A 25,693-nucleotide genomic window follows, 5' to 3' on the forward strand; every position below is an offset into this window, starting at 1 on the left:
CAACAATTTTAAAAAAACAAAGACATGTATTATTTCTAACTCATATTTTATGTTCGATCATATATTAAATTGAGATGTAATAAATTAAGGTTGTATGGTTAGGTGGAGGTTTACGAATGTTTAAAGACTTTTTTAATCGTAGTAGTAAAAAACGAAAATATTTAACAGTTCAAGATTCGAAACAAAATGAAGTACCAGCAGGTATTATGACTAAATGTCCAAAATGCAAAAAAATAATGTATACAAAAGAATTAAATGAGAATTTAAATGTATGTTTTAACTGTGATCACCATATTGCATTACCTGCATATAAGAGAATTGAAGCAATCACTGATGAAAATAGTTTCGTTGAATTTGATAAGGGAATGACATCAGCAAACCCTTTAGACTTTCCTGGTTATCAAGAAAAAATTGAAAAAGACCAACAAAAAACTGATTTAAGCGAAGCGGTTGTAACCGGTACTGCCAAACTAGATGGTGTTCAATTTGGTGTAGCTGTTATGGATGCTAGATTTAGAATGGGAAGTATGGGTTCAGTTGTTGGTGAGAAAATATGTCGAATTATTGATTATGCAACAGAACATAGACTACCATTCATATTATTTTCTGCAAGTGGTGGTGCTAGGATGCAAGAGGGTATTATTTCATTGATGCAAATGGGTAAAACCAGTGTTTCACTGAAACGTCACTCAGATGCCGGACTACTTTATATTTCTTATCTTACGCATCCAACAACTGGTGGTGTTTCTGCTAGTTTTGCTTCTGTTGGGGATATCAATTTAAGTGAACCTAAAGCCTTAATTGGATTTGCTGGTCGACGTGTTATTGAGCAAACTATTAATGAGAAACTTCCAGATGATTTCCAAACTGCAGAATTTCTTCTTGAGCATGGTCAACTTGATAAAGTTGTTCACCGTAAAGAGATGAAAGAAACACTTGCTCAATTATTAAAATTGCACCAAGAGGTGAAAAAAGATGCTTGATTTTGAAAAACCACTTTTTGAAATAAAAAATAAAATTGAATCTCTTAAGCAATCTCAAGAAAAAAATGATGTAGATTTACAAGATGAAATTGATTTACTTGAAGCATCACTTGAAAGAGAAACCAAAAAAATATATACCAATCTTAAGCCTTGGGATAGAGTGCAAATTGCACGTCTTCAAGAACGACCTACGACATTAGACTATATTCCATATATCTTCGATTCATTTATTGAATTACATGGAGATCGTAATTTTAGAGATGACCCTGCAATGATTGGTGGAATTGGGTATTTAAACGGTACCCCTGTTACAGTTATAGGCCAACAAAGAGGTAAAGATACTAAGGATAATATATATCGAAACTTTGGTATGGCGCATCCTGAAGGTTATCGTAAAGCGTTAAGATTAATGAAACAAGCCGAGAAATTTAATAGACCTATTTTTACTTTCATTGATACTAAAGGTGCTTATCCAGGTAAAGCTGCCGAAGAACGTGGACAAAGTGAATCTATTGCTAGAAACTTAGTTGAGATGGCATCTCTAAAAGTGCCAGTGATAGCTATCGTTATCGGTGAAGGTGGTAGTGGTGGTGCACTAGGAATTGGTATAGCCAATCGAATTATGATGCTTGAAAACAGTACTTATTCTGTTATTTCTCCAGAGGGAGCAGCGGCACTGTTATGGAAAGATAGCTCATTAGCAAAAATGGCTGCCGAAACTATGAAAATTACTGCAAAAGATTTACATCATTTAAACGTTATTGATAGTGTGATTGACGAACCTTTAGGTGGAGCACACAATAATATAGAACAACAAGCTATTGATATTAAGCAAGCATTCGTAGATCAATTAGAACAACTTCAACAACAAAGTGCAGATGAATTAGTTGAAGATAGATTTAATAAGTTTAGAAATATCGGTGCTTTTATTGAAAAATAGCTTGAATGTGACACATACAAATTAATATTTAAAACTACTTTGAAAAACACAGTTGCAAATTAAGTTGTGAAGGAACCTTTATTGTATTTTTCTAGCTGTAGTTTTCCTTATAGGGGTGAAACAATTGATTCTTGTTGAATATTGTTCACCCTTTTTTTATTTCGAAAAGAAATATTGATTATAAAACGTTTACATGATTTTTGTGCACCTATATTGATGGAACACTAAAAAAAATTGTGGTAATTTATTATTAAAGAGAAATCTAGTTAGGAAAGGGAATGTCGTCATGAAGAAAATTGCGGTTTTAACTAGTGGTGGAGATTCACCAGGCATGAATGCTGCTGTTAGAGCAGTTGTGCGTAAGGCGATTTATAACAACATTGAAGTTTATGGAATTTATCAAGGTTATCAAGGATTACTTGATGACAATATTCATAAACTTGAATTGGGTTCAGTAGGGGATACAATTCAACGTGGAGGAACTTTCCTTTACTCTGCAAGATGTCCACAATTCAAAGAGGCGAGTGTAAGACAAAAAGGTTTAGAGAATTTACACAAACGTGGTATTGAGGGACTAGTAGTAGTTGGGGGAGATGGTAGTTACCGAGGTGCCCAACGTATTAGTGAAGAAACGAAAGATATCAAAACAATAGGAATTCCAGGTACTATTGATAATGATATTAATGGTACTGACTTCACTATTGGGTTTGACACAGCGTTGAACACGATTATTGATAGTGTAGACAAGATTAGAGACACTGCTTCAAGTCATGCTAGAACTTTTATTGTAGAAGTTATGGGTCGTGATTGTGGTGATTTAGCACTTTGGGCTGGATTATCAGTAGGTGCTGAAACAATATTAGTTCCAGAAGCTAATACAGACATTAAAGATATCGCTGAAAAGATAGAAAGTGGTATCAAGCGTGGTAAGAAACACTCAATCGTGATGGTAGCTGAAGGAAGTATGAGTGGTCAAGAATGTGCGGATCAATTGATGAAATATATTAATGTTGATGCACGTGTATCTGTATTAGGTCACATTCAACGTGGCGGTAGCCCATCAGGTGCCGATAGAGTATTAGCATCACGTTTAGGTGGTTATGCTGTTGAACTATTAATGCAAGGTCGTTCTGGACAAGGTGTTGGTATCATGAATAATAAATTGACTGCTACACCATTTGATGAAATCTTCAATGGCAACGACCATAAATTTAATACAGATATTTATGAATTAGCGAAAGAGTTATCTATTTAATTTAGGAGGCTTTTTAAAATGAGAAAGACTAAAATTGTATGTACAATTGGACCTGCATCAGAGTCTGAAGAAATGTTAGAAAAATTAATGAAAGCTGGTATGAACGTAGCGCGTTTGAACTTCTCTCATGGTAGTCATGAAGAACATAAAGCACGTATTGATACGATTCGTAAAGTAGCAGACAGATTAGGTAAAACAATAGGTATCTTATTAGATACAAAAGGACCTGAAATTCGTACTCATGACATGAAAGATGGCTTAATTATGCTTGAAAAAGGCAAAGAAGTAATCGTAAGTATGTCACAAATTGAAGGTACACCTGAAAAATTCTCAGTAACTTATGAAGACTTAATTAATGATGTGCAAGTAGGGTCATACATCTTACTTGATGATGGTTTAGTTGAATTACAAGTTAAAGACATCGATAAAACTAAAGGCGAAGTTAAATGTGATATCTTAAACACTGGTGAATTAAAAAATAAAAAAGGTGTTAACTTACCTGGCGTAAAAGTTAATTTACCTGGTATTACTGATAAAGATGCTGACGATATCTTATTTGGTATCAAAGAAGATGTTGATTATATCGCAGCAAGCTTTGTACGTCGTCCTAGTGATGTTTTAGATATTCGTGAAATTTTAGAAAGAGAAAATAATCATAACATTACTATTTTCCCTAAAATTGAAAACCAAGAAGGTATTGATAATATCGAAGAAATATTAGAAGTATCTGACGGTTTAATGGTAGCTCGTGGTGACATGGGAGTTGAAATACCACCTGAATCAGTACCAATCGTACAAAAAGATTTAATTAGAAAATGTAATAAATTAGGTAAACCAGTTATTACTGCAACACAAATGTTAGATTCAATGCAACGTAATCCACGTGCAACTAGAGCAGAAGCAAGTGACGTTGCCAATGCAATCTATGATGGTACTGACGCTGTGATGCTTTCAGGTGAAACCGCTGCAGGTTTATATCCTGAAGAAGCTGTTAAAACAATGAGAAATATTGCTGTTTCTGCTGAAGCTGCTCAAGATTACAAAAAATTATTATCAGACCGTACTAAATTAGTAGAAACTTCATTAGTTAACGCTATTGGTGTATCAGTTGCACATACTGCATTAAACTTAAATGTTAAAGCGATTGTTGCGGCAACTGAAAGTGGTTCTACAGCTGTAACGATTTCAAAATATCGTCCACATTCTGATATTATTGCGGTTACTCCTAGCGAGCACACTGCACGTCAACTTGCTTTAGTTTGGGGTGCCTATCCTGTAATTAAAAAAGGGCGTAAAACTACTGATGACCTATTAAATAATGCAGTTGCTACAGCAGTAGAAACTGGAAGAGTTACTAATGGTGATTTAATTATTATTACTGCCGGTGTACCTACTGGTGAAAAAGGTACAACTAATATGATGAAATTACATTTAGTTGGAGATGAAATTGCAAAAGGACAAGGTGTCGGTCGTGGATCAGTAGTTGGTAAAACTGTAGTAGCTAACAGTGCTAGTGATTTAGAAGGTGTAGACTTAAGTGAATCAGTTATTGTCACTAATTCTGTAGATGAGACATTAGTGCCTTATATTGAGCAAGCAGTTGGATTAATTACAGAAGAGAATGGTATCACATCACCAAGTGCGATTATTGGACTTGAAAAAAGTATTCCAACCATTATAGGTGTTGAAAATGCTACTAAAGAATTAAAAGATGGTATTTTAGTAACAGTAGATGCTGCCCAAGGTAAAATATTTGAAGGGTACGCTAACGTACTTTAATTCATTAAATTATTATTAAGAATGATGGCTAACTTAGTAAGAAAAGAGATCCAGAACAGATAATATTTCAAAACGATATTGCAAATTCGCAATAATTGATTAAACTGGGAATAAGCTCGTGAAGAGTTTTTCTCAGTTTTTTCATTTCATTAGAAAGAAATTCATTAAATGAGAATTTCAAATAGGAAAGTTAATTGAGTTATAAAATTTCATTTTGAATAAGGTTATAATTTGTGGTAATATAACATGGATTAATTGAGATATACTATTATAAGAAGGTTTAATTATTATGAAAGAAAATTTTTGGAGTGAATTACCACGTCCTTTTTTTATTTTAGCACCTATGGAGGACGTTACTGATATCGTTTTTCGACATGTTGTAAGTGAGGCTGCTAGACCTGATGTTTTTTTCACTGAATTTACAAACACTGAGAGTTATTGCCATCCGGAAGGTATTCATAGCGTCCGTGGAAGATTAACATTCAGCGAAGATGAACAGCCTATGGTAGCACATATATGGGGCGATAAACCCGAGCAGTTTAGAGAAATGAGTTTTGGTTTAGCTGAAATGGGTTTTAAAGGTATAGATTTAAATATGGGATGTCCAGTAGCTAATGTTGCAAAAAAAGGTAAAGGTTCCGGTTTAATATTGAGACCTGAAACAGCTGCTGAGATTATTCAAGCTACTAAAGCTGGTGGATTACCTGTTAGTGTTAAAACCCGTTTAGGTTATTATGATATTGAAGAGTGGAGAGATTGGTTAAAACACGTTTTTAAACAAGATATCGCAAATTTATCTATACATCTTCGAACACGCAAAGAGATGAGTAAAGTAGATGCGCATTGGGAATTAATCGCAGCAATTAAACAATTAAGAGATGATATCGCACCTAATACATTACTAACGATTAATGGAGATATTCCAGATAGAAAAACTGGACATGAACTTGCGATGAAATATGGTGTTGACGGCGTGATGATAGGTAGAGGGATCTTTAATAATCCGTTTGCTTTTGAAAAAGAACCCCGTGAACATACTAGTAAAGAACTATTGAATTTGTTTAGATTGCATTTATCATTGTTTGAGAAATATTCAAGTGATGAAAGTCAACAATTCAAAAGATTAAGAAGGTTTTTTAAGATTTATGTGAAGGGGATTAAAGGAGCTAGTCAATTACGTCATCAATTAATGAGTACAGAATCGGTTGATGAAGCACGCGATTTATTAGATGAATTTGAGTCTAAAATTGAAGAGGATGTAAATTAATTTTCTAAAACATTAGATATAGTTATTAGATAATTGGTTTATTACAAAAACAAGCCAGTAAATGAATTTTGGCTCTATGTCAAATCGGACTGATGAGTCCTAATATTGAGATTAAGCAACCTTAGGTTGTTTAATCTCTTTTTTTGTTGTTGAGGCAAATAGTCGCGAAGTTATAATAATTCTATTACGTAAATTATCATAATTTCTATAACCAAAAGATACCCTTTTAATGAGTTTGATTTTATTATTAATTCCTTCTAACGGACCGTTGGTCAGGTTAGAATATGTCATAGTATTTTCAATGAAAGTTGCTAATCGTCTTAAAGTTCTAATGACTGGGCGTAATTTAGGACACACATCTGAAAGATGAATAGAAAAGAGTTTATGATTAAATTTCTCTATTTGGTTTTCTTTTAAAAATCGTCTTAGCTCATGAACGTAGTGATATGTATTATATAATTCTTCATCTACATCTAATAAGTAATTTACAATGCCTTTTTCAGTTTTCCACTCTTTAAATAAATGGACTTTACGATAATTAAATGCCTCTAGCGTTTCAAAAGGTTTAAGAAATAATTTCCAATAACTTTTATATTTATTATAAAGCGGTCTATTTGAGGCCCTATAACAATTCATTACATGAACTCTAGACATATTTAACGCTCGATTTAAGGATTGAACAATATGAAAACGATCAATAATAATCTTCGCGTTAGGAAATAATTGCTTGATTAGCGACATATATGGTTCATACATATCAATCGTTACTGTTTTGACTTTTTGTCTTAGTTTCAAAGAATAGCGATAAAAATGATCTTTTAACGATTTTAACTTACGATCCGCTACCACATCTACGATGCGGTGCGATACAGCATCTGCATAAATAAAGCTCATTTTCCCAGTTACATTTTTAACACTTTTAAATTCGTCCATCATTAAGTGTTCAGGTAAAGCATCAAAAGAAGACTGACCTACGTCGCTTGCCGCTTGATTAATCACTCTAGACACAGTCATTGATGATATTAAGCATGACTTAGCGATAGATTTTTGAGAGCGGCATTCTTGTGCTTTATTTAAAACTGCAAGTTTTGTTTTATTTGAAATAAAGCAATGAGCGTCGACAATATTAGATTTAGCAGTAAAATGACTATCGCATGTTTTACAATAAAATCTTTGTTTTTGAAGATTTAAATAAGCGGGCATTTCCATAATTTTAAGCAAAGTAATCGTTGAGGTTTTCTTACCATTTTTTACTATAGAGAAATTATCATTTTTAGCTAAACAATTTTCACAATATGTAGGTTGATAAGTGAGCTCGGCATAATAAAACAGGCTCATTCGTCCTTTATATTTTTTCTCAATCACTTCGTCTGAAAAATTGATATTTTTATCTTTAATTCTTAATGTTTTTAATATAGACTTACACATAGGCGCATTACCTTTCTTTTTTATTTTGTTTGGTAGCTAATAATTATAGAGGTAATTGCGCCTTTTTTCTATTCAAAAACATAAAAATTGGACTGATGAATTTTGTCATCAGTCCAATTTATTATAGAACCTGAATTTTTATGTTAATTCATTTACTGGCTATTATAATCTCGTAAGAATTTTAAATTATTTATTCTTAGCAACTTGTCTATATCTCAAATACATTAAACCTAGTAATATAAACCAAATTGGAGTTAAGAAAATAGCATTTCTAGTTGTTTCATTTACAAATAGTAAACAAAATACTAAGAAGAAGAATACTAATATTGCGTAACCCATATATTTACCACCAGGAAGTTTATAAGATACAGTTTTATGTAGCTCAGGATTTTTTCTGTGATAGTTAATATAAGCAATAATAATTAATGCCCATACGATAATAAATAATACAGTCGAGATTGTTGTTACATAAGTAAACACTAACGTAGCATCTGGGAAGATGTAGTTTAATAATGCTGTTACTAATAATAATGCAGATGAACCAATAATAGCAAAATGAGGAACACCATTTTTATTAGTACTTCTAAAGATAGGTGGTGCTTGATCTTGTTCTGATAAACCAAATAACATACGACTATTTGAGAATATACCACTATTACAAGATGATGCTGCAGCAGTTAATACTACAAAGTTGATCAATCCAGCAGCGAAAGGAATTCCAATTAATGAGAATAATCTAACAAATGGACTTTCACTAGGGTCAACTTTATCCCAAGGAATAATAGACATAATTACTGCTAATGCACCAACGTAGAATACTAAAATTCTTAACGGTACAGCATTGATAGCTTTTGGAATTGTTTTCTGAGGATCTTTAGTTTCTCCTGCAGTTACACCAATCATTTCAATACCAACAAATGAGAACAATGCCATTTGGAATGACATAAAGAACCCAGATGCACCGTGAGTAAAGATGCCATGTTTATATAAATTTGTAAAACTCGCATGTCCAAATTGTGTTTTATATGCCATTAAAATCATGACTAAACCTACAACGATTAAAGCGATGATAGTTATAATTTTAATAATAGCGAACCAGAATTCTAATTCACCAAATAATTTAGCACTAAGCAAATTAAATAGCATTAATATAAGCACACAGAATAGTGCACTAATCCAGTTTGGAATTGCAGGGAACCAGAAACTAACATATTTAGCAACGGCAGTTACTTCAGCCATACCGGTAATGATCCAACATAACCAATAAGTCCAACCAGTCACAAAACCAGCAAACGGTCCTATGTATTCATTTGTCACATCGGCGAAAGATTTGAAGCGAGTATTTTGAATTATAATCTCACCTAAGCCTCTCATAAACATGAACAACATGAAACCTATAATAATATAAGTCAATAGAATAGATGGACCAGTCATTGCTATTGTTTGACCTGCTCCCAAGAATAATCCGGTACCAATAGCGCCGCCAATAGCAATCAATTGCACATGACGATTACTCAATCCTCTTTGTAATTTTTCTTCAGCCATAAGACAACTCCCTTACATTTAATTAATATTATTATGCACTTATAAATTCAATTCGACAATTATTTTTCTAATATTTTCTAAAAATTCCTTTAAATTTTGATTAAATAATTGTAATCAAGCTTGATAATTAAATTGAAATTTTCAATATTTTCTCACTAATTACATAATTTGAATTGGATTAAAAGCTTATATAATGGCGTTTATTGGGTATTTAAGTATATATAAGTTTAAAAAATTAAATTTAATAAGCATTTATTAAGCGATATATAATCGTTCACAAAACTTATCTGATTGGCTATAATAGTATTTGGAAGCCATTACATTATCTATAAGAAAAGGGGAATTACTTATGGCAGAATTACAAAAAGGTTTAGAAGGGGTAATTGCAGCTGAAACTAAAATCAGTTCAATTATTGATAGTCAATTAACGTATGCGGGATACGATATTGATGATTTAGCAGAAAATGCTTTGTTCGAAGAAGTAGTGTTTTTATTATGGAATTATAGATTGCCTACTCAAGGTGAACTAGATGCATTAAGAGAAAAATTTTATCATTATATGACTTTAAATCCAAGAGTTTATAAGCATTTTGAAGAATACGCAACTGATAATGTACACCCTATGACGGCACTACGTACATCTGTATCATATATTGCTCATTTTGATCCTGATGCTGAAAATGAAACAGAAGAAAATAGAAAAGAAAGAGCAATACGTATTCAAGCTAAAATTGCATCTTTAGTTACAGCATTTGCGCGTGTTCGTGAAGGTAAAGAACCAGTTAAACCTAATCCTGAATTAAGTTATGCAGCTAACTTCTTATATATGTTGAGAGGGGAATTACCTACAGATACTGAAGTTGAAGCATTTAATAAAGCATTAGTATTACATGCTGACCATGAACTTAATGCTTCTGCATTTACTGCACGTTGTGCCGTTTCTTCTTTATCTGATATGTACTCAGGTATTGTAGCTGCTGTAGGTTCATTAAAAGGACCATTACATGGTGGTGCAAATGAACAAGTAATGAGCATGCTTGCTGATGTTAAATCAGTGGATGAAGTTGATGCTTATTTAGATGAAAAATTCAAAAATAAAGAAAAAATCATGGGATTCGGTCATAGAGTATACAAAGACGGAGATCCAAGAGCCAAATATTTACGTGAGATGAGCCGAAAAATCACTTCTGAAACTGGTAGAAGTGAATTATATGATATTTCAATAGCTATTGAGAAACGTATGAAAAAAGAAAAAGGACTCATTCCTAATGTCGATTTCTTTAGTGCTACTGTATATCACAGTATGGATATTCCACACGATTTATTCACGCCAATTTTCGCGGTAAGTCGTACATCTGGTTGGACAGCACATATTCTAGAACAATATCGTGATAATAGAATAATGCGTCCTAGAGCTAATTACGTCGGTGAAACTAATCGTAAGTATTTACCAATTGAAGAAAGATAAATTTTAAACTTTAATAGATTTCACAATATTTGGAGGTAAAATTATGTCAGCTGAAAAAATTACTAGAATTAACGATGGATTAAATGTACCTAATGAACCAATTATTCCTTTTATTATTGGTGATGGTATTGGACCAGATATTTGGAAAGCAGCGAGTCGCGTTATTGATGCAGCTGTTGAAAAAGCATATAACGGCGAAAAACGTATTGAATGGAAAGAAGTACTAGCAGGTCAAAAAGCTTTTGATGAAACAGGTGAATGGTTACCTCAAGAAACGCTTGACACGATTAAAGAATATTTAATCGCTATTAAGGGACCATTAACTACACCAATTGGTGGTGGTATTCGTTCATTAAATGTTGCATTACGTCAAGAATTAGACCTATTTACATGTTTACGTCCAGTTCGTTGGTTCAAAGGTGTCCCTTCACCAGTTAAACGTCCACAAGATGTTGATATGGTCATCTTCCGTGAAAATACTGAAGATATTTATGCAGGTATCGAATTTAAAGAAGGTACTGATGAAGTTAAAAAAATTATTGATTTCTTACAAAATGAAATGGGTGCTACTAACATTCGCTTCCCAGAAACTTCAGGTATTGGTGTGAAACCAGTTTCTAAAGAAGGTACTGAACGTTTAGTTAGAGCTGCAATTCAGTATGCAATCGATAATAACCGTAAAACTGTTACGCTTGTTCACAAAGGTAATATTATGAAATTCACCGAAGGCGCATTTAAGCAATGGGGCTATGATGTAGCTCATAATGAATTTGCTGATAAGGTATTTACTTGGCAACAATATGATGAAATTGTTGAAAAAGATGGTAAAGATGCAGCAAATCAAGCTCAAGAAAAAGCTGAACAAGATGGAAAAATCATTATTAAAGATTCTATCGCTGACATTTTCTTACAACAAATTTTAACTCGTCCAGCAGAACATGATGTAGTTGCTACAATGAATCTAAATGGTGACTATATTTCAGATGCTTTAGCAGCTCAAGTGGGCGGAATTGGAATTGCACCTGGTGCAAACATTAACTATGAGTCAGGACACGCTATTTTCGAAGCAACACATGGTACTGCACCTAAATATGCTGGTTTAAACAAAGTTAACCCATCTTCTGAATTATTAAGTTCAGTTCTAATGTTAGAACATTTAGGTTGGCAAGAAGCCGCTGATAAGATTACTGATGCAATTGAAGCTACTATTGCTTCTAAAGTTGTAACTTATGATTTTGCTCGTTTAATGGATGGTGCTACTGAAGTATCAACTTCAGAATTCGCTGATGAGTTAATTAAAAACTTAAAGTAATTTATTTACACATTAATATATTATAACTTTAAAGAATTAATAGATTGATGATGCATTGCACTAATGTATTAGTTAACACAATAGCGCAAGTTTTAAAGGATTCTCAATCATAGCAATTTTTAACAAAAGTGGAACATTGAATTTATATTAAATTCTGTTCCGCTTTTTTATTATGAAGTAAAACAAATAACTTTATTTTGTTTATAATTTATTAATAATTTTTTAAAAATAATAAAATTAATACTCAATATGTGGAAAATAATCATATGATTGTTAAGATTATGTAAATTTAATATGTTGTATGTTATTTTTGTTTTAACTTCCGTTATAATGAAAATGAAATGTTATATTAATTCAGGGAGGCACATTATGTCACAAAAAGTATTAGTGGTTGACGATGAGCAATCAATTGTAACTTTACTTAAATATAATCTTGAAACGGCTGGTTACATCGTTGAGGTAGCTTACGATGGTGAAGAAGCTTTGGAAAAGGTGAATGAAATTCAACCAGAACTTGTCGTTTTAGATGTAATGTTACCTAAAAAAGATGGTATTGAAGTATGTAAAACAATACGTTCTGATAAAAATTTAGTACCTATTTTAATGTTAACTGCAAAAGATGATGAGTTTGATCGTGTATTAGGATTAGAATTAGGTGCCGATGATTATATGACAAAACCTTTTTCTCCTAGAGAAGTTGTGGCGAGAGTTAAAGCTATCTTGAGAAGATCTAAATTTGCTAGTGAAATTGAAAAAGCAGATGTTGATGATGAGGATATATTGATTGAAAATATTAGAATCAGACCTGAATTCTTTGAGGTATATAAAGATGATGAATTATTAGAACTCACTCCTAAAGAATTTGAACTATTGTTGTATCTAATAGAAAGACAAGGGCGAGTAATCACTCGAGAACACATGTTAAATTCTGTATGGAATTATGAATTCGCAGGCGATTCTCGAATTGTTGATGTTCATATAAGTCATTTAAGAGACAAACTCGAAGAGAATCCGAAACAACCTAAATTAATTAAAACTGTTCGTGGACTCGGTTATAAATTAGAGAGACCTAAAGCTTAATGCTTAAATTTCATCATAGATTATTATTGCTATTAAGCACAATTACTATAATCAGTTTTATTGGTTTAGGCGTCATTATTCATCATACAATTTATCAAATATTATCAACAGCTCAGGTTACAGAACTCAAACATGTATCTGAAAATTTTTTGAAATTAAACAAGCAAAATGAGAATAATGAAATTAAAAATATTTCAGCTAATCAAAATTTAATTGTTAGAATTTCTGAAAATGGTAAAGTGATATACCAAACTGGTAACCAAAATAAAATAAATGATAACATTGATAATGAAGCTAATCCATCAAATATCATTTATAAAAGAGAAAATGGTCAGGTTAGATATACATTTAAAACAACTGTCAATGACAAAACGATATACATAAGTGGGATGAATACTGAGATTCTTGAATTACAGAAGAGTATGTGGAAGTATTTATCTTTAATAGGAATTATTGTTCTTTTAGCGATTTATTTAGCTGTTAGAAGTATCAATCGTACATATATTAGACCGATTAATGAAGTGACTTATGCTACCTCGTTAATTGCTGATGGATACTATCATGTTAGAGTACCTGAAAGCAATGTTAAGGAGACAAAAGCGCTATTTGTCACGACTAACGATCTTGCAAGACGGTTACAAAAGCTTAATAATAAACAAAAAATGCAATCAAATCGATTAAAAACAACATTAGAAAATATACCAAGTTCAGTATTAATGATTGACAAACATGGTGAAATTGTTGTGGCCAATCATGCATACTATGAGTTGTTTAGGCCAAACGGTAAGGTTGAAAATAAAAACTATACATCATATTTAGATCCTAAAATTCAACAATTAATTCTAGAAAGTTTCAAAACTGAAAAGCCACTATATGATCAGATAGAAATTTTATTAAATAATGTTCATCATAAATATTTCGATTTGTCATGTGTTCCAATACTAAGTAAATCTAAGAAAAAGTTACAAGGTATGGTTGTAGTAATGCATGACATTACAAATTTGAAAAAATTGGAAAACTTGCGTCGGGAGTTTGTTGCAAATGTATCTCATGAGCTTAAAACACCTATTACATCTATTAAAGGCTTCGCTGAAACACTCATAGAAGGTGCGAAAAACGATGAAGAATCACTTGATATGTTCTTAAATATTATTTTAAAAGAATCTAATCGTATTGAGTCACTCGTTATGGATTTATTGGATTTATCACATATCGAACAACAAACAGAGATAGAAACAGCATTTATGAATTTATCAGAGCTTGCTTACACAACTATTGATAACTTACAAAACCAGGCAAGATATAAAGATATTAAAATAGTATCCGAAATAGAAAAAGATGTCATTATAGAAGCACATGAAAACAAAATTGCACAAGTCATTACTAATTTACTATCAAATGCAATTAATTATTCACTTGAGAATAATGAGGTTATTGTAAGAGTGTATAGAGAAGGACATGAAGTAAATTTAGAAATACAAGACTTTGGTATTGGAATAGATAAAAGTGATCAAAAGCATATTTTTGAAAGATTTTATCGGGTGGATAAAGCAAGAAGTAGAGATTCAGGTGGTACAGGTTTAGGTTTATCTATAACAAAACATATAGTGGAGGCACACCATGGAACGATTAATGTCGAAAGCAATATTGGTGAGGGCTCGCTATTTAAAGTTTCATTTTTAGATGAAAAAGAATGATATCGTTCAATAAAGAATGACTATAATATCGCGGTACAAGAACTTTTATTTTGATTAGTAATTAATACAATTATTTTAAGGCCTTTCGTATACTTGCACCAAAAATTTGGTTGAGGATATGAAAGCCCTTTTTTTATTTAAATAAGTAATGGAGAGTGTGAAAAGTTTTTGTATAAACCATACATTCGTTATGGTTCAGGTTATATGCTAAAATATAATAAAATCACTCTGGAGGTATACGCATTGAATAAATTAGTTTTAATTGATGGTAATAGTTTAAGTTTTAGAGCATTTTATGCATTACCACTACTTTCTAACAAAGCAGGAATACATACGAATGCAGTATACGGTTTTGCTATGTTATTGGAAAAGATTATGAGAGAAGAACAACCATCGCACTTTTTAGTTGCGTTTGACGCCGGCAAAACAACATTTAGACATTCAAAATATAGTGAATATAAAGGCGGAAGACAAAGTACACCACCTGAGTTAAGCGAACAGTTCCCATACATTCGACAATTATTAGATACTTACCATATCAAACACTATGAGTTAGAAAATTATGAAGCTGACGATATTATAGGCACATTAAGTAAAGAAGCTAATGACCAAGGGTTTGAAACGATTATAGTTACTGGGGATCGAGATTTAACACAGTTAGCAACTGATAATGTTACTATTTATTACACAAAGAAAGGTGTAACAGATGTTGATCATTATACGCCAGAATTCATTGCTGAAAAATATGATGGACTTAATCCCAATCAAATTATAGATATGAAAGGACTAATGGGGGATGCATCTGATAACATCCCTGGCGTTGCTGGTGTAGGCGAAAAGACAGCTATCAAGCTATTGAAACAATTTAATACAGTTGAAGGTGTTTATGACAATATAGATTCAGTCTCTGGAAAAAAATTAAAAGAAAAACTCGAAAATAGTCGTGAAGACGCATTCATGAGTAAAGACTTAGCAACGATTAATAAAAATAGTCCAATTGAAGTAACATTACAAGACACTGTGTTAAAAAATCAAGATGATAATAAAGATAAAATTGAATTATTCAAAAAGTTAGAATTCAAACAATTATTATCTGATATAGATAGTAATAATACTGAAGAGAAACACGAAGATAAAGTCATTGAAGTGAGTAATGATTTTAACAACATAAATTTTAAAGAATTAAAAGAAGCTGTGATTCACATCGAAGTAGATGGTACCAATTACTTACAGGATACAATTTTAAAATTTGGATTTTATGATGGAGTGGACCATGTTGTAATAGCTTCCGATCAACTAAAGGAATATCCTGAATTGATTAAATGGCTAGAGAATGAGACTACAGAAAAAATTGTTTATGATGCTAAAAAAACATACGTTGTTGCGCATAGATTAGATATAGATATAAAAAATATTGTATTTGATGTTATGTTAGCAAGTTATATTATCGATCCATCAAGAACGATAGATGATGTAAACTCTGTAGTAAGTAATTATAATCAAAATTTTGTCCAAGATGATATTTCAATTTATGGAAAAGGGAAAAAGAGACATGTCCCAGAAGACACAATATTAAATAAGCATATTGCTTCAATCACAGAGGCAATTTATGCCTGCAAACCTGAAATGGTTGCTGAATTAGAATCGCACCAACAAATTGATCTATTGTTGAATTTAGAACTTCCACTTGCACGTATCTTAAGTGAAATGGAAGAAACAGGAATTTATACGGATATTAATGACTTAAGACAAATGCAGTCAGAAATCCAAGGAAAATTAGATTTACTAATAAGTAATATTCACGAAGCGGCTGGGGAAGAATTTAACATTAACTCTCCTAAACAATTAGGTGTAGTATTATTTGAAACGCTAGAACTACCAGTCATTAAAAAAACAAAAACTGGATATTCTACTGCAGTTGATGTGTTGGAGCAATTACAAGGTCAACACCCAATAATTGACTATATACTTGAATATCGTCAATTATCAAAATTACAATCCACTTATGTAGAGGGATTACAAAAAGTCATAAGTAAAGATAACAGAATTCATACTCGCTTCAATCAAACATTAGCGCAAACTGGTCGTTTATCAAGTGTAGATCCTAATTTACAAAATATACCAGTCCGTCTTGAAGAAGGACGTAAGATTAGAAAAGCTTTTAAGCCTACTTCAAATGATAGTGTGATATTATCAGCTGACTACTCTCAAATTGAATTACGTGTACTCGCTCATATTACCCAAGATGAAAGTATGAAAGAAGCATTTATCAATGAAAAAGATGTTCATACTGCTACTGCGATGAAAGTATTTGATGTAGAAGCGAATGAAGTTAACGCTTTAATGCGAAGACAGGCTAAAGCTGTTAACTTTGGAATAGTGTATGGTATTAGTGATTATGGTTTGAGCCAGAGCTTAAACATTACTCGAAAAAAAGCAAAAGCATTTATAGATGATTATTTGGCAAGTTTTCCAGGTGTAAAACAATACATGTCTGATATTGTTAAAGATGCGAAAGCAGATGGATATGTTGAAACATTATTGCACCGTCGCAGATATATACCAGATATTAATAGTAGGAACTTTAATTTGAGAGGTTTTGCTGAACGTACGGCAATGAATACTCCAATACAGGGTAGTGCAGCAGATATTATTAAATTAGCAATGGTAGAATTTGATAGACAAATTAAACAAACGTCTTATCATGCTCAGTTATTACTACAAGTACATGATGAATTAATTTTCGAAGTACCTGCCAATGAAGTTGAAGATTTTAGTTTATTTGTTGAGGAAATTATGGAACACGCATTACAATTAGATGTGCCGTTAAAAGTAGATTCTAACTATGGATCTACATGGTATGATGCAAAATAGAAAGAGGAATTAGAAATGCCAGAATTACCAGAGGTTGAACACGTTAAAAGGGGTATAGAGCCTTATATATTGAATGCAACTATTAAAAGTGTGACATTTTCAAACAAAGTTATTGAGGGCAAACAACAAGGAAAAGAGACAATTATTAAAGGAATTAATTTGGATGGTTTCAGATTGAATAGTGAAAGTTTTAAAATAAAATCCATTGATAGAAGAAGTAAATATATTGTCTTCACTATTGAAAAAAATAACAACCAGCGTATTATATTAAGTCATTTAGGTATGGCAGGCGGATTTTTTATTGTCGATAAATTATCAGATATTAGTACACCTAATTATCGAAAACATTGGCATGTCGTGTTTCATTTAGATAATGGTAAACAACTCGTTTATTCTGATATTAGACGATTTGGTGAACTAAGAAATCTGGCTACTTATAATGATTATCCAGCTTTTCTTGAAATTGCGCCTGAACCGTTTGATGACAATGCATTAAACTATTTTTTAGACCGGATTAAACTTAAGAAATACCAAAACAAACCTATTAAACAAATGTTGCTTGATCATAAAATGATAGCAGGTTGTGGAAATATTTATGCATGTGAAGCGTTATTTAGAGCAGGCGTTTTACCTGAGAGGAAAGTAAAAGATGTATCTAATCAAGAACGACAAATGTTATTTTATTATGTTCAAGAAGTATTAAATGAGGGTATAAATAATGGCGGTACTAGCATTTCTGATTATCGTCATGCTGATGGCAAGACAGGAGAAATGCAATTACACTTAAATGTATATAAACAAAAGACATGTAAAATATGTGGTCATGACATTGAGCAAAAAGTCATTGCATCGCGAAATAGTCATTTTTGTCCACATTGTCAGAAATAAAGGTGAGTGAATATTTATGCCAAAAGTTATTGGATTAACAGGTGGTATTGCCACTGGAAAGTCAACGGTTTCTGAGTTATTAACAGCATTTGGTTTTAAAGTTGTAGATGCTGATATAGCTGCAAGAAAAGCTGTTGCAAAAGGAACTAAAGGTTTAGAACAAGTTAGAGCAGCTTTTGGTGATAGTGCTATCACTGAGGAAGGTGAAATGGATCGCAAATATGTAGGTGAAATTGTTTTTAATCACCCAGAGAAACGTTTAGAGTTAAATGATATTGTGCATCCTATAGTTAGAGAGATAATGGAAGAAGAAAAGCAATCATATCTTAATCAAGGTTATGATGTCATTATGGATATTCCACTTCTTTTTGAAAATGAATTACAAAATACAGTTGATGAAGTATGGTTAGTATACACGTCTGAAAGTATTCAAATTGAGAGGTTGATGGAGCGAAATCAATTGTCACTAGAGGATGCGAAAGCGCGCGTTTATAGTCAAATATCAATAGATAAAAAGAGTAGAATGGCAGACCATGTTATAGATAACTTAGGAGATAAGTTGGAACTGAAACAAAACTTAGAACAGCTATTGACTGATAAAGGTTTTATTAACAAAGAAAGATAAAATTTGCTTAAGCAATTATTTATGCTTCGGCTCTAATAGATGAATGATGTAAATGTTAAATTTTACATAGATAAGTCTATTAGAGCTTTTTTTGTTAACCAAATATTGTCGATTAAAAAATTTTTTAAAATTAATGGAAAACGCTTTCAAATTTAAATTAATATGTTACACTATTTTTATAAAGTATAACATATAAACAAACAATCAAGGGGTGCTTTAAATGTCAACAAATATTGCAATTAATGGTATGGGTAGAATAGGTAGAATGGTGTTAAGAATCGCATTACATAAAGAAGATTTAAACGTTGTAGCGATTAACGCAAGCTATCCACCTGAAACAATTGCGCATCTAATAAATTACGATACTACTCATGGTAGATTTGATAAAAAAGTTGAACCAATTGAGAACGGTATCCGTGTCGATGGACAAGATATTAAACTTGTTTCTGACCGTAACCCTGAAAATTTACCTTGGAAAGACTTAGACATTGATATTGTAATTGAAGCTACAGGTAAATTTAACCATGGCGATAAAGCAATTGGCCATATTAATGCAGGTGCTAAAAAAGTATTACTAACTGGTCCTTCTAAGGGTGGCCATGTACAAATGGTGGTTAAAGGGGTAAATGATAACCAATTAGATGTAGATACATATGACATTTTTAGTAATGCATCTTGTACAACTAACTGTATTGGTCCGGTAGCAAAAGTGCTTAATGATAAATTTGGCATCGTTAACGGTCTTATGACAACAGTACATGCGATTACTAACGATCAAAATAATATTGATAATCCGCATAAAGATTTACGTCGTGCACGTTCATGTAATGAAAGTATTATTCCAACTTCAACTGGCGCAGCTAAAGCTTTAAAAGAAGTACTTCCAGAATTAGAAGGTAAATTGCATGGCTTAGCTTTACGTGTGCCAACTAATAACGTGTCACTTGTAGACTTAGTTGTAGATTTAAAAGAAGATGTTACAGCTGAACAAGTCAATGACGCATTCAGAAATGCTGGACTAGATGGTATTCTCGATGTAGAAGACGAGCCACTAGTATCAATGGACTTCAATACAAATCCTAATTCAGCAGTTATTGACGCTCAAAACACAATTGTGATGGATGATAATAAAGTAAAAGTGATTGCATGGTATGATAATGAGTGGGGTTACTCAAATAGAGTAGTTGAAGTTGCTCAACAAATTGCTAAATTAATTGGCTCTGAAAATGTTGCAACGGCTAAATAATAAGATATCACTATAAATTAAAACGAGACTGTTAAATCTTTTGACTAAGATTTGATAGTCTCGTATTTTATTTTTATGTGATTTTGTATTAAAACTTTCACGCATTCTTGTCATTAAAGAAATATATTATGCATAAAACTAGATTTTTATTAAGATACTTTTGTTTTAGTTTAATTTAAATGAGAATTAGACTTCTTTTGTCAAGAATGCTTTTATAGTATAATGAATCATAATCTATTCAAGAGGGTGAAAGATATGAAATGCCCAAAATGTAGTTCAACACATTCGCGTGTAGTTGATTCTAGACATGCGGATGATGCAAATGCAATTAGAAGAAGAAGAGAATGCGAAAATTGTGGTACTCGATTTACGACGTTCGAACATATAGAAGTAAGTCCATTAATTGTCGTAAAAAAAGATGGAACTCGAGAACAATTTTTAAGAGAGAAAATTTTAAATGGTCTTGTTAGATCTTGTGAAAAGAGACCAGTACGTTATCAACAATTAGAAGATATTACTAATAAAGTTGAATGGCAGCTACGTGATAGCGGACAAACTGAAATATCTTCGCGAGATATTGGTGAACATGTTATGAACCTGTTGATGCATGTCGATCAAGTTTCTTATGTGAGATTTGCTTCAGTTTATAAAGAGTTTAAAGATGTTGATCAATTGTTAGCATCAATGCAAGGTATCTTGAACGATAATAAACGGAGTGATCTATAAATGAGTTTACAATCGTATGAGTATGGTTTGAGTCCACATGACGGTTTTAAAGTGTATCGTCAGTTCCAATTTAATCATAATCATTTGGAAATACTTAATAGATTGTATATGCCATTAATTGGCGCGCAAGCGATAGGTACATATCACTTTATGAACCAATTCGTGAATAGTGATGACACATTAACGCATTACACAATAATGAATGAATTGAAAATGAATTTATCAGAATTTAGACAGTATATGGATTTATTGGAAGCAATCGGTTTATTTAAAACATATGTAAAGCATGATGAACGACAATCATTTTTTATTTACGAATTGATACAACCACCAACTGCCTATCAATTTTTTAATGATCCTATGTTATCAATTTATCTATATAACCAAGTCGATAAACAACGTTTTAAAAGCTTAAAAAATTATTTTAAAAAGCATGATTTTGATTTAAGTGGGTTTCAACAAGTAACTCGCAAGTTTACTGATGTTTTTAAAATTCCACACTCAAGCGTTACTATTGATGCTTCATCAATTAAAAAAGAAAAACCATATCATGGTATTGATTTATCCAATGTATCATTTGATTTTGAGATTTTAAAAGAAATGCTACGTCATCATTTTATTAGCGATGAAATTATAACTAAAGAAGCTAGAGATTTAATTGTTCAATTGGCTACATTGTATGGTTTAACAGAAGATGCTATGAAACGAATTATATTGAATTCTATTACAAGTAATCAACAATTATCATACGAAGAAATGAGAAAGCATGCACGTTCGTATTATTTAATTGAACATAATCAACAATTACCTGAATTAGAGCCTAAGGCAAGTAATCATAATGAAGTGAATAGTAACAATCAATCTGTGTCTTCAAGTCAACCAACTTCCAATGATGATTGGTTTCAATTGTTAGAGGAAACAAGTCCAGTAGATATGTTGGCGTCATGGTCAGAATCAGAACCAACATTTCAACAAAAGAAAATGATTGAAGAGTTAGTCGAAAGAGAAAAATTAAGCTTTGGTGTAATTAATATTCTTTTACAATTTGTAATGCTAAAAAATGAGATGAAACTACCTAAAACATATATTTTAGAAATCGCATCTAATTGGAAAAAATTAGGTATTAAGACTGCAAAAGAAGCATATAACTATGCGTTAAAAGCAAATGAATCAAAATCAGAATATAAAGGTAATGACCAACGTCAATCAAGAAAGCGTTATTCAAAATCACGTGAGATTGTATCTAGAGAAAAAACACCTAAATGGTTAAAAAATAGAGGTCAAGAAAAAACTGATAAAGAAACGACTAAAGAAGAACAAGAACAGTTTGAAAAGGAAAGAGCTGCGTTTCGTGAACAACTAAAACGCGATTGGGAGGAGGATTAAATGAAATCATTCAATAGTATTATCAAATCAAATGGCGATTTAGAAAAAAGAATTGCTAAAATTAAAAAACAAGTCGTTAACGATCCTGATGTTAAATCATTTTTAAATGAACATCAATCTGAATTGACCAATGAAATCATTGATAATGACTTAAATGTGTTGCAAGAGTATAAAGATCAACAAAAAAATTATGATGGGCATGATTATGAAAATTGTCCGAACTTTGTTAAGGGTCATGTTCCTGAATTATATATCGACAATAATAGAATTAAAATACGTTATAACATGTGCCCTTGCAAAATTAAACACGATGAAGAAAGATTTAATTCTCACTTAATCACATCACACCATATGCAACGTGATACATTAAACGCTAAGATGAAAGATATTTATGACACTGATTTGAACCGATTAGTTATTGCTAAAAATGTAAATGATATCTGTAAACAATTAGTTAATGGAGAAAATGTAAAAGGAATGTATATTCACGGCCCATTTGGAACAGGGAAATCATTTATTCTAGGTGCAATTGCCAATCAACTTAAAGCTAAAAGTGTTGCTTCTACGATTGTTTATTTACCTGAATATATTCGCACACTCAAAAGTGGTTTCAGAGATGGGAGTTATGAAACAAAGTTACAACGAATAAGAGAGGCAAATATATTAATGATAGATGATATAGGTGCGGAAGAAGTAACACCTTGGGTTAGAGATGAAGTAATTGGACCATTATTACACTATCGCATGGTTCAAGAACTACCAACGTTTTTCTCATCGAATTTAAATTTTGAAGAGCTAGAACATCATTTATCTATTACACGTGAAGGTGCGGAAGAAACAAAAGCCGCTAGAATTATTGAAAGAATTAAATCTTTATCAACGCCATATTATTTGGATGGTAAAAATTTAAGAAACAATTGAAATTTAAAATAACTATTGTATAATTAAGATAAATCTTAATCGTTGAAATAGTTGAAGATATGATAATTTAATCCATGTTATACAGCGAGCTAATGTATGATGAGAGATTAGCTAATAAATTAAATTATTACTCCTTCATCATTAGGTGTTGGTAATCAATGCCCGGCTCAAGACCGTTATCTTAAGTAGAGATATTTAGCTATTGCTAAATAACTAGGGTGGTACCACGACGAACTCGTCCCTTTTTTTAGGGGCGAGTTTTTTATTTCAACGAAATTAGAATTTAATTATGGAGGTTTTCTAATGGATCAAATAAATGTTCAATTCCCAGATGGAAATTCGAAAGCGTTTGATAAAGGCATTACAACTGAAGAAATTGCACAATCAATTAGCCCTGGATTAAGAAAAAAAGCGGTTGCTGGTAAATTTAAAAATCAAATGGTCGATTTAACTAGACCGTTAGAAGAAGACGGTTCAATTGAAATTGTGACTCCAGGTAGTGATGAAGCGCTTGAAGTTTTACGTCATTCTACTGCCCATTTAATGGCCCAAGCTTTAAAACGTTTATATGGGGATGTTAAGTTTGGAGTTGGCCCTGTTATAGACGGTGGATTCTATTATGATTTTGATATGGATGAAAAGGTTTCGTCAGATGACTTTGAAAAAATTGAAAAAACGATGAAACAAATTGTTGATGAAAATCATAAAATTGAACGTAAAGTTGTATCAAGAGAAGAAGCTAAATCATTCTTCAAAGATGATCCTTATAAATTGGAATTAATAGACGCTATACCTGAAGATGAAAGTGTTACTTTGTATTCGCAAGGTGAATTTACTGATTTATGTCGTGGTGTACACGTTCCTTCAACTTCAAAAATCAAAGAATTTAAATTACTTTCAACTGCCGGTGCATATTGGCGTGGTGACAGCAATAACAAAATGTTACAGCGTATTTATGGTACAGCATTCTTTGATAAAAAAGATTTGAAAGCACATTTAGAGATGCTTGAAGAGCGTCGTGAGCGTGATCACCGTCGAATTGGTAAAGATTTAGAGCTATTCACTAATAATCAATTAGTAGGTGCAGGTCTTCCATTATGGTTGCCTAATGGTGCTACAATTCGTAGAGAAATTGAACGTTATATAGTTGATAAAGAGGTAAGTATGGGTTATGACCACGTATATACTCCAGTGTTAGCAAATGTTGAGTTATACAAAACTTCTGGACACTGGGATCATTATAGAGATGATATGTTCCCACCAATGAAATTAGATGAAACAGAAGAAATGGTATTACGACCTATGAATTGTCCACATCATATGATGGTCTATAATAATCGTCCTCATTCTTATCGTGAACTACCTATCCGTATTGCAGAATTAGGAACTATGCACAGATATGAAGCTAGTGGTGCTGTATCAGGATTACAACGTGTACGTGGAATGACATTAAACGATTCACACATATTTGTTAGACCTGATCAAATTAAAGATGAATTTAAACGTGTTGTTAACATGATTCAAGAAGTATATAGTGACTTTGGCTTTGAAGATTACACATTCAGATTAAGTTACAGAGATCCAGAAGATAAAGAGAAGTATATGGATGATGATGAAATGTGGAACAAAGCTGAAACTATGTTAAAAGAAGCAGTCGATGAAATGGGATTACCATATGTTGAAGCAATTGGTGAAGCGGCATTCTATGGTCCAAAACTAGATGTTCAAGTTAAGACTGCTATGGGTAAAGAAGAAACTTTATCAACTGCTCAAATTGATTTCTTATTGCCAGAACGTTTTGAACTAACATACATCGGTAGCGATGGTGAAAATCATCGTCCAGTAGTTATTCATCGTGGCGTAGTTTCAACTATGGAACGATTTGTAGCGTTCTTAACTGAAGAAACTAAGGGTGCATTCCCAACTTGGTTAGCACCTAAACAAGTTGAAATAATACCTGTTAATGTTGACTTACATTATGACTATGCTAGAAATTTACAAGATGAATTAAAATCACAAGGTGTACGTGTAGAAATTGATGACCGTAATGAAAAAATGGGGTACAAAATTCGTGAAGCACAAATGCAAAAAATACCTTATCAAATAGTTGTTGGTGATAAAGAAGTTGAAAACAATCAAGTCAATGTACGTAAATACGGCTCTCAAGATCAAGAAACAGTTGAAAAAGATGAATTTATTTGGAATTTAGTAGATGAAATTCGTTTGAAAAAACATAGATAGTCTTGATAAAAATGATAGCTTAATGTATATTA

19 protein-coding genes are annotated in these 25,693 nt (G+C 32.0%); 17 read left to right on the forward strand and 2 right to left on the reverse strand.

Annotated elements, in window-relative coordinates; translation table 11 throughout:
- Positions 1 to 116 precede the first annotated feature (116 nt).
- The 5 genes from accD (at position 117) to EQ029_RS05720 (ending at position 6,224) form a co-directional block, all read left to right on the forward strand.
- Positions 117 to 983, forward strand: a complete 867-nt coding sequence (gene accD, locus EQ029_RS05700) for an acetyl-CoA carboxylase, carboxyltransferase subunit beta (protein WP_011275523.1) — start codon at positions 117 to 119, stop codon at positions 981 to 983.
- On the forward strand, positions 976 to 1,923 hold the full coding sequence (locus tag EQ029_RS05705) for an acetyl-CoA carboxylase carboxyltransferase subunit alpha (protein WP_011275524.1): 948 nt from the start codon (positions 976 to 978) through the stop codon (positions 1,921 to 1,923). The genes accD and EQ029_RS05705 overlap by 8 nt, the downstream gene beginning before the upstream one ends.
- Before the next feature lie 286 nt (positions 1,924 to 2,209).
- The gene (pfkA, locus tag EQ029_RS05710; protein ID WP_057504841.1) at positions 2,210 to 3,178 is read left to right on the forward strand and encodes a 6-phosphofructokinase; all 969 of its coding nucleotides are present in this window, start codon (positions 2,210 to 2,212) and stop codon (positions 3,176 to 3,178) included.
- A gap of 18 nt (positions 3,179 to 3,196) precedes the next feature.
- Positions 3,197 to 4,957 (forward strand): pyruvate kinase, encoded by a 1,761-nt coding sequence (gene pyk / locus EQ029_RS05715; RefSeq protein ID WP_016930832.1) that lies wholly within the window; start codon positions 3,197 to 3,199, stop codon positions 4,955 to 4,957.
- A 289-nt stretch (positions 4,958 to 5,246) separates the two neighbouring features.
- Positions 5,247 to 6,224 carry a tRNA dihydrouridine synthase gene (locus EQ029_RS05720; protein ID WP_011275527.1) on the forward strand — a complete coding sequence of 326 codons (978 nt, stop codon included), beginning with the start codon at positions 5,247 to 5,249 and terminating at the stop codon, positions 6,222 to 6,224.
- Positions 6,225 to 6,335: 111 nt separating this feature from the next.
- Here the strand turns inward: EQ029_RS05720 and EQ029_RS05725 are convergent, their stop codons facing one another.
- Both EQ029_RS05725 and EQ029_RS05730 read right to left on the reverse strand, forming a co-directional pair.
- Positions 6,336 to 7,652 (reverse strand): ISL3 family transposase, encoded by a 1,317-nt coding sequence (locus EQ029_RS05725; RefSeq protein WP_011275929.1) that lies wholly within the window; start codon positions 7,650 to 7,652, stop codon positions 6,336 to 6,338.
- A 186-nt stretch (positions 7,653 to 7,838) separates the two neighbouring features.
- Positions 7,839 to 9,197, reverse strand: coding sequence for an amino acid permease (locus EQ029_RS05730; protein WP_011275528.1), 1,359 nt, complete (start codon positions 9,195 to 9,197; stop codon positions 7,839 to 7,841).
- 349 nt (positions 9,198 to 9,546) lie between these two features.
- On the opposite strand from EQ029_RS05730, the gene EQ029_RS05735 reads away from it, so the two are divergent.
- From EQ029_RS05735 to thrS, 12 genes are all read left to right on the forward strand, one after another.
- Positions 9,547 to 10,665, forward strand: coding sequence for a citrate synthase (locus EQ029_RS05735; protein WP_057504827.1), 1,119 nt, complete (start codon positions 9,547 to 9,549; stop codon positions 10,663 to 10,665).
- A 43-nt stretch (positions 10,666 to 10,708) separates the two neighbouring features.
- Positions 10,709 to 11,977 (forward strand): NADP-dependent isocitrate dehydrogenase, encoded by a 1,269-nt coding sequence (icd, locus tag EQ029_RS05740; RefSeq protein ID WP_016930833.1) that lies wholly within the window; start codon positions 10,709 to 10,711, stop codon positions 11,975 to 11,977.
- A 369-nt stretch (positions 11,978 to 12,346) separates the two neighbouring features.
- Positions 12,347 to 13,057, forward strand: a complete 711-nt coding sequence (locus tag EQ029_RS05745) for a response regulator transcription factor (protein ID WP_011275531.1) — start codon at positions 12,347 to 12,349, stop codon at positions 13,055 to 13,057.
- Positions 13,057 to 14,754: a two-component system histidine kinase PnpS gene (gene pnpS / locus EQ029_RS05750; protein ID WP_011275532.1), complete on the forward strand. Its 1,698-nt coding sequence runs from the start codon at positions 13,057 to 13,059 to the stop codon at positions 14,752 to 14,754. Before EQ029_RS05745 ends, pnpS begins: the two co-directional genes overlap by 1 nt.
- Positions 14,755 to 14,997: 243 nt before the next feature.
- Positions 14,998 to 17,628 (forward strand): DNA polymerase I, encoded by a 2,631-nt coding sequence (gene polA, locus EQ029_RS05755; RefSeq protein ID WP_037558148.1) that lies wholly within the window; start codon positions 14,998 to 15,000, stop codon positions 17,626 to 17,628.
- 15 nt (positions 17,629 to 17,643) lie between these two features.
- Positions 17,644 to 18,516: a bifunctional DNA-formamidopyrimidine glycosylase/DNA-(apurinic or apyrimidinic site) lyase gene (mutM, locus tag EQ029_RS05760; protein ID WP_011275534.1), complete on the forward strand. Its 873-nt coding sequence runs from the start codon at positions 17,644 to 17,646 to the stop codon at positions 18,514 to 18,516.
- Positions 18,517 to 18,532: 16 nt separating this feature from the next.
- Positions 18,533 to 19,141, forward strand: coding sequence for a dephospho-CoA kinase (gene coaE, locus EQ029_RS05765; protein WP_011275535.1), 609 nt, complete (start codon positions 18,533 to 18,535; stop codon positions 19,139 to 19,141).
- A gap of 220 nt (positions 19,142 to 19,361) precedes the next feature.
- Positions 19,362 to 20,387: a type I glyceraldehyde-3-phosphate dehydrogenase gene (gene gap, locus EQ029_RS05770; protein WP_016930835.1), complete on the forward strand. Its 1,026-nt coding sequence runs from the start codon at positions 19,362 to 19,364 to the stop codon at positions 20,385 to 20,387.
- Positions 20,388 to 20,642: 255 nt separating this feature from the next.
- Positions 20,643 to 21,113 carry a transcriptional regulator NrdR gene (nrdR, locus tag EQ029_RS05775; RefSeq protein WP_011275538.1) on the forward strand — a complete coding sequence of 157 codons (471 nt, stop codon included), beginning with the start codon at positions 20,643 to 20,645 and terminating at the stop codon, positions 21,111 to 21,113.
- The gene (gene dnaB / locus EQ029_RS05780; protein ID WP_011275539.1) at positions 21,114 to 22,499 is read left to right on the forward strand and encodes a replicative helicase loading/DNA remodeling protein DnaB; all 1,386 of its coding nucleotides are present in this window, start codon (positions 21,114 to 21,116) and stop codon (positions 22,497 to 22,499) included.
- On the forward strand, positions 22,500 to 23,420 hold the full coding sequence (dnaI, locus tag EQ029_RS05785; protein ID WP_011275540.1) for a primosomal protein DnaI: 921 nt from the start codon (positions 22,500 to 22,502) through the stop codon (positions 23,418 to 23,420). It abuts the gene before it with no gap.
- 303 nt (positions 23,421 to 23,723) lie between these two features.
- Entirely contained in the window at positions 23,724 to 25,661 is a 1,938-nt protein-coding gene (gene thrS / locus EQ029_RS05790) for a threonine--tRNA ligase (protein WP_011275541.1), read from the forward strand.
- The last annotated feature ends 32 nt before the right edge of the window (positions 25,662 to 25,693 follow it).

This window comes from Staphylococcus haemolyticus (assembly GCF_006094395.1).
GTDB classification, from domain to species: Bacteria; Bacillota; Bacilli; order Staphylococcales; family Staphylococcaceae; genus Staphylococcus; species Staphylococcus haemolyticus.

Excerpts from the sequence above, each read along its gene's own strand:
- dnaI (WP_011275540.1), top strand. The coding sequence starts at position 22,500 with ATGAAATCATTCAATAGTATTATCAAATCAAATGGCGATTTAGAAAAA.
- pfkA (WP_057504841.1), top strand. The coding sequence starts at position 2,210 with ATGAAGAAAATTGCGGTTTTAACTAGTGGTGGAGATTCACCAGGCATG.
- pnpS (WP_011275532.1), top strand. The coding sequence starts at position 13,057 with ATGCTTAAATTTCATCATAGATTATTATTGCTATTAAGCACAATTACT.
- EQ029_RS05730 (WP_011275528.1), bottom strand. The coding sequence starts at position 9,197 with ATGGCTGAAGAAAAATTACAAAGAGGATTGAGTAATCGTCATGTGCAA.
- icd (WP_016930833.1), top strand. The coding sequence starts at position 10,709 with ATGTCAGCTGAAAAAATTACTAGAATTAACGATGGATTAAATGTACCT.
- EQ029_RS05745 (WP_011275531.1), top strand. The coding sequence starts at position 12,347 with ATGTCACAAAAAGTATTAGTGGTTGACGATGAGCAATCAATTGTAACT.
- EQ029_RS05725 (WP_011275929.1), bottom strand. The coding sequence starts at position 7,652 with ATGTGTAAGTCTATATTAAAAACATTAAGAATTAAAGATAAAAATATC.
- gap (WP_016930835.1), top strand. The coding sequence starts at position 19,362 with ATGTCAACAAATATTGCAATTAATGGTATGGGTAGAATAGGTAGAATG.
- pyk (WP_016930832.1), top strand. The coding sequence starts at position 3,197 with ATGAGAAAGACTAAAATTGTATGTACAATTGGACCTGCATCAGAGTCT.
- thrS (WP_011275541.1), top strand. The coding sequence starts at position 23,724 with ATGGATCAAATAAATGTTCAATTCCCAGATGGAAATTCGAAAGCGTTT.
- EQ029_RS05735 (WP_057504827.1), top strand. The coding sequence starts at position 9,547 with ATGGCAGAATTACAAAAAGGTTTAGAAGGGGTAATTGCAGCTGAAACT.
- EQ029_RS05720 (WP_011275527.1), top strand. The coding sequence starts at position 5,247 with ATGAAAGAAAATTTTTGGAGTGAATTACCACGTCCTTTTTTTATTTTA.
- accD (WP_011275523.1), top strand. The coding sequence starts at position 117 with ATGTTTAAAGACTTTTTTAATCGTAGTAGTAAAAAACGAAAATATTTA.
- mutM (WP_011275534.1), top strand. The coding sequence starts at position 17,644 with ATGCCAGAATTACCAGAGGTTGAACACGTTAAAAGGGGTATAGAGCCT.
- nrdR (WP_011275538.1), top strand. The coding sequence starts at position 20,643 with ATGAAATGCCCAAAATGTAGTTCAACACATTCGCGTGTAGTTGATTCT.
- coaE (WP_011275535.1), top strand. The coding sequence starts at position 18,533 with ATGCCAAAAGTTATTGGATTAACAGGTGGTATTGCCACTGGAAAGTCA.
- dnaB (WP_011275539.1), top strand. The coding sequence starts at position 21,114 with ATGAGTTTACAATCGTATGAGTATGGTTTGAGTCCACATGACGGTTTT.
- EQ029_RS05705 (WP_011275524.1), top strand. The coding sequence starts at position 976 with ATGCTTGATTTTGAAAAACCACTTTTTGAAATAAAAAATAAAATTGAA.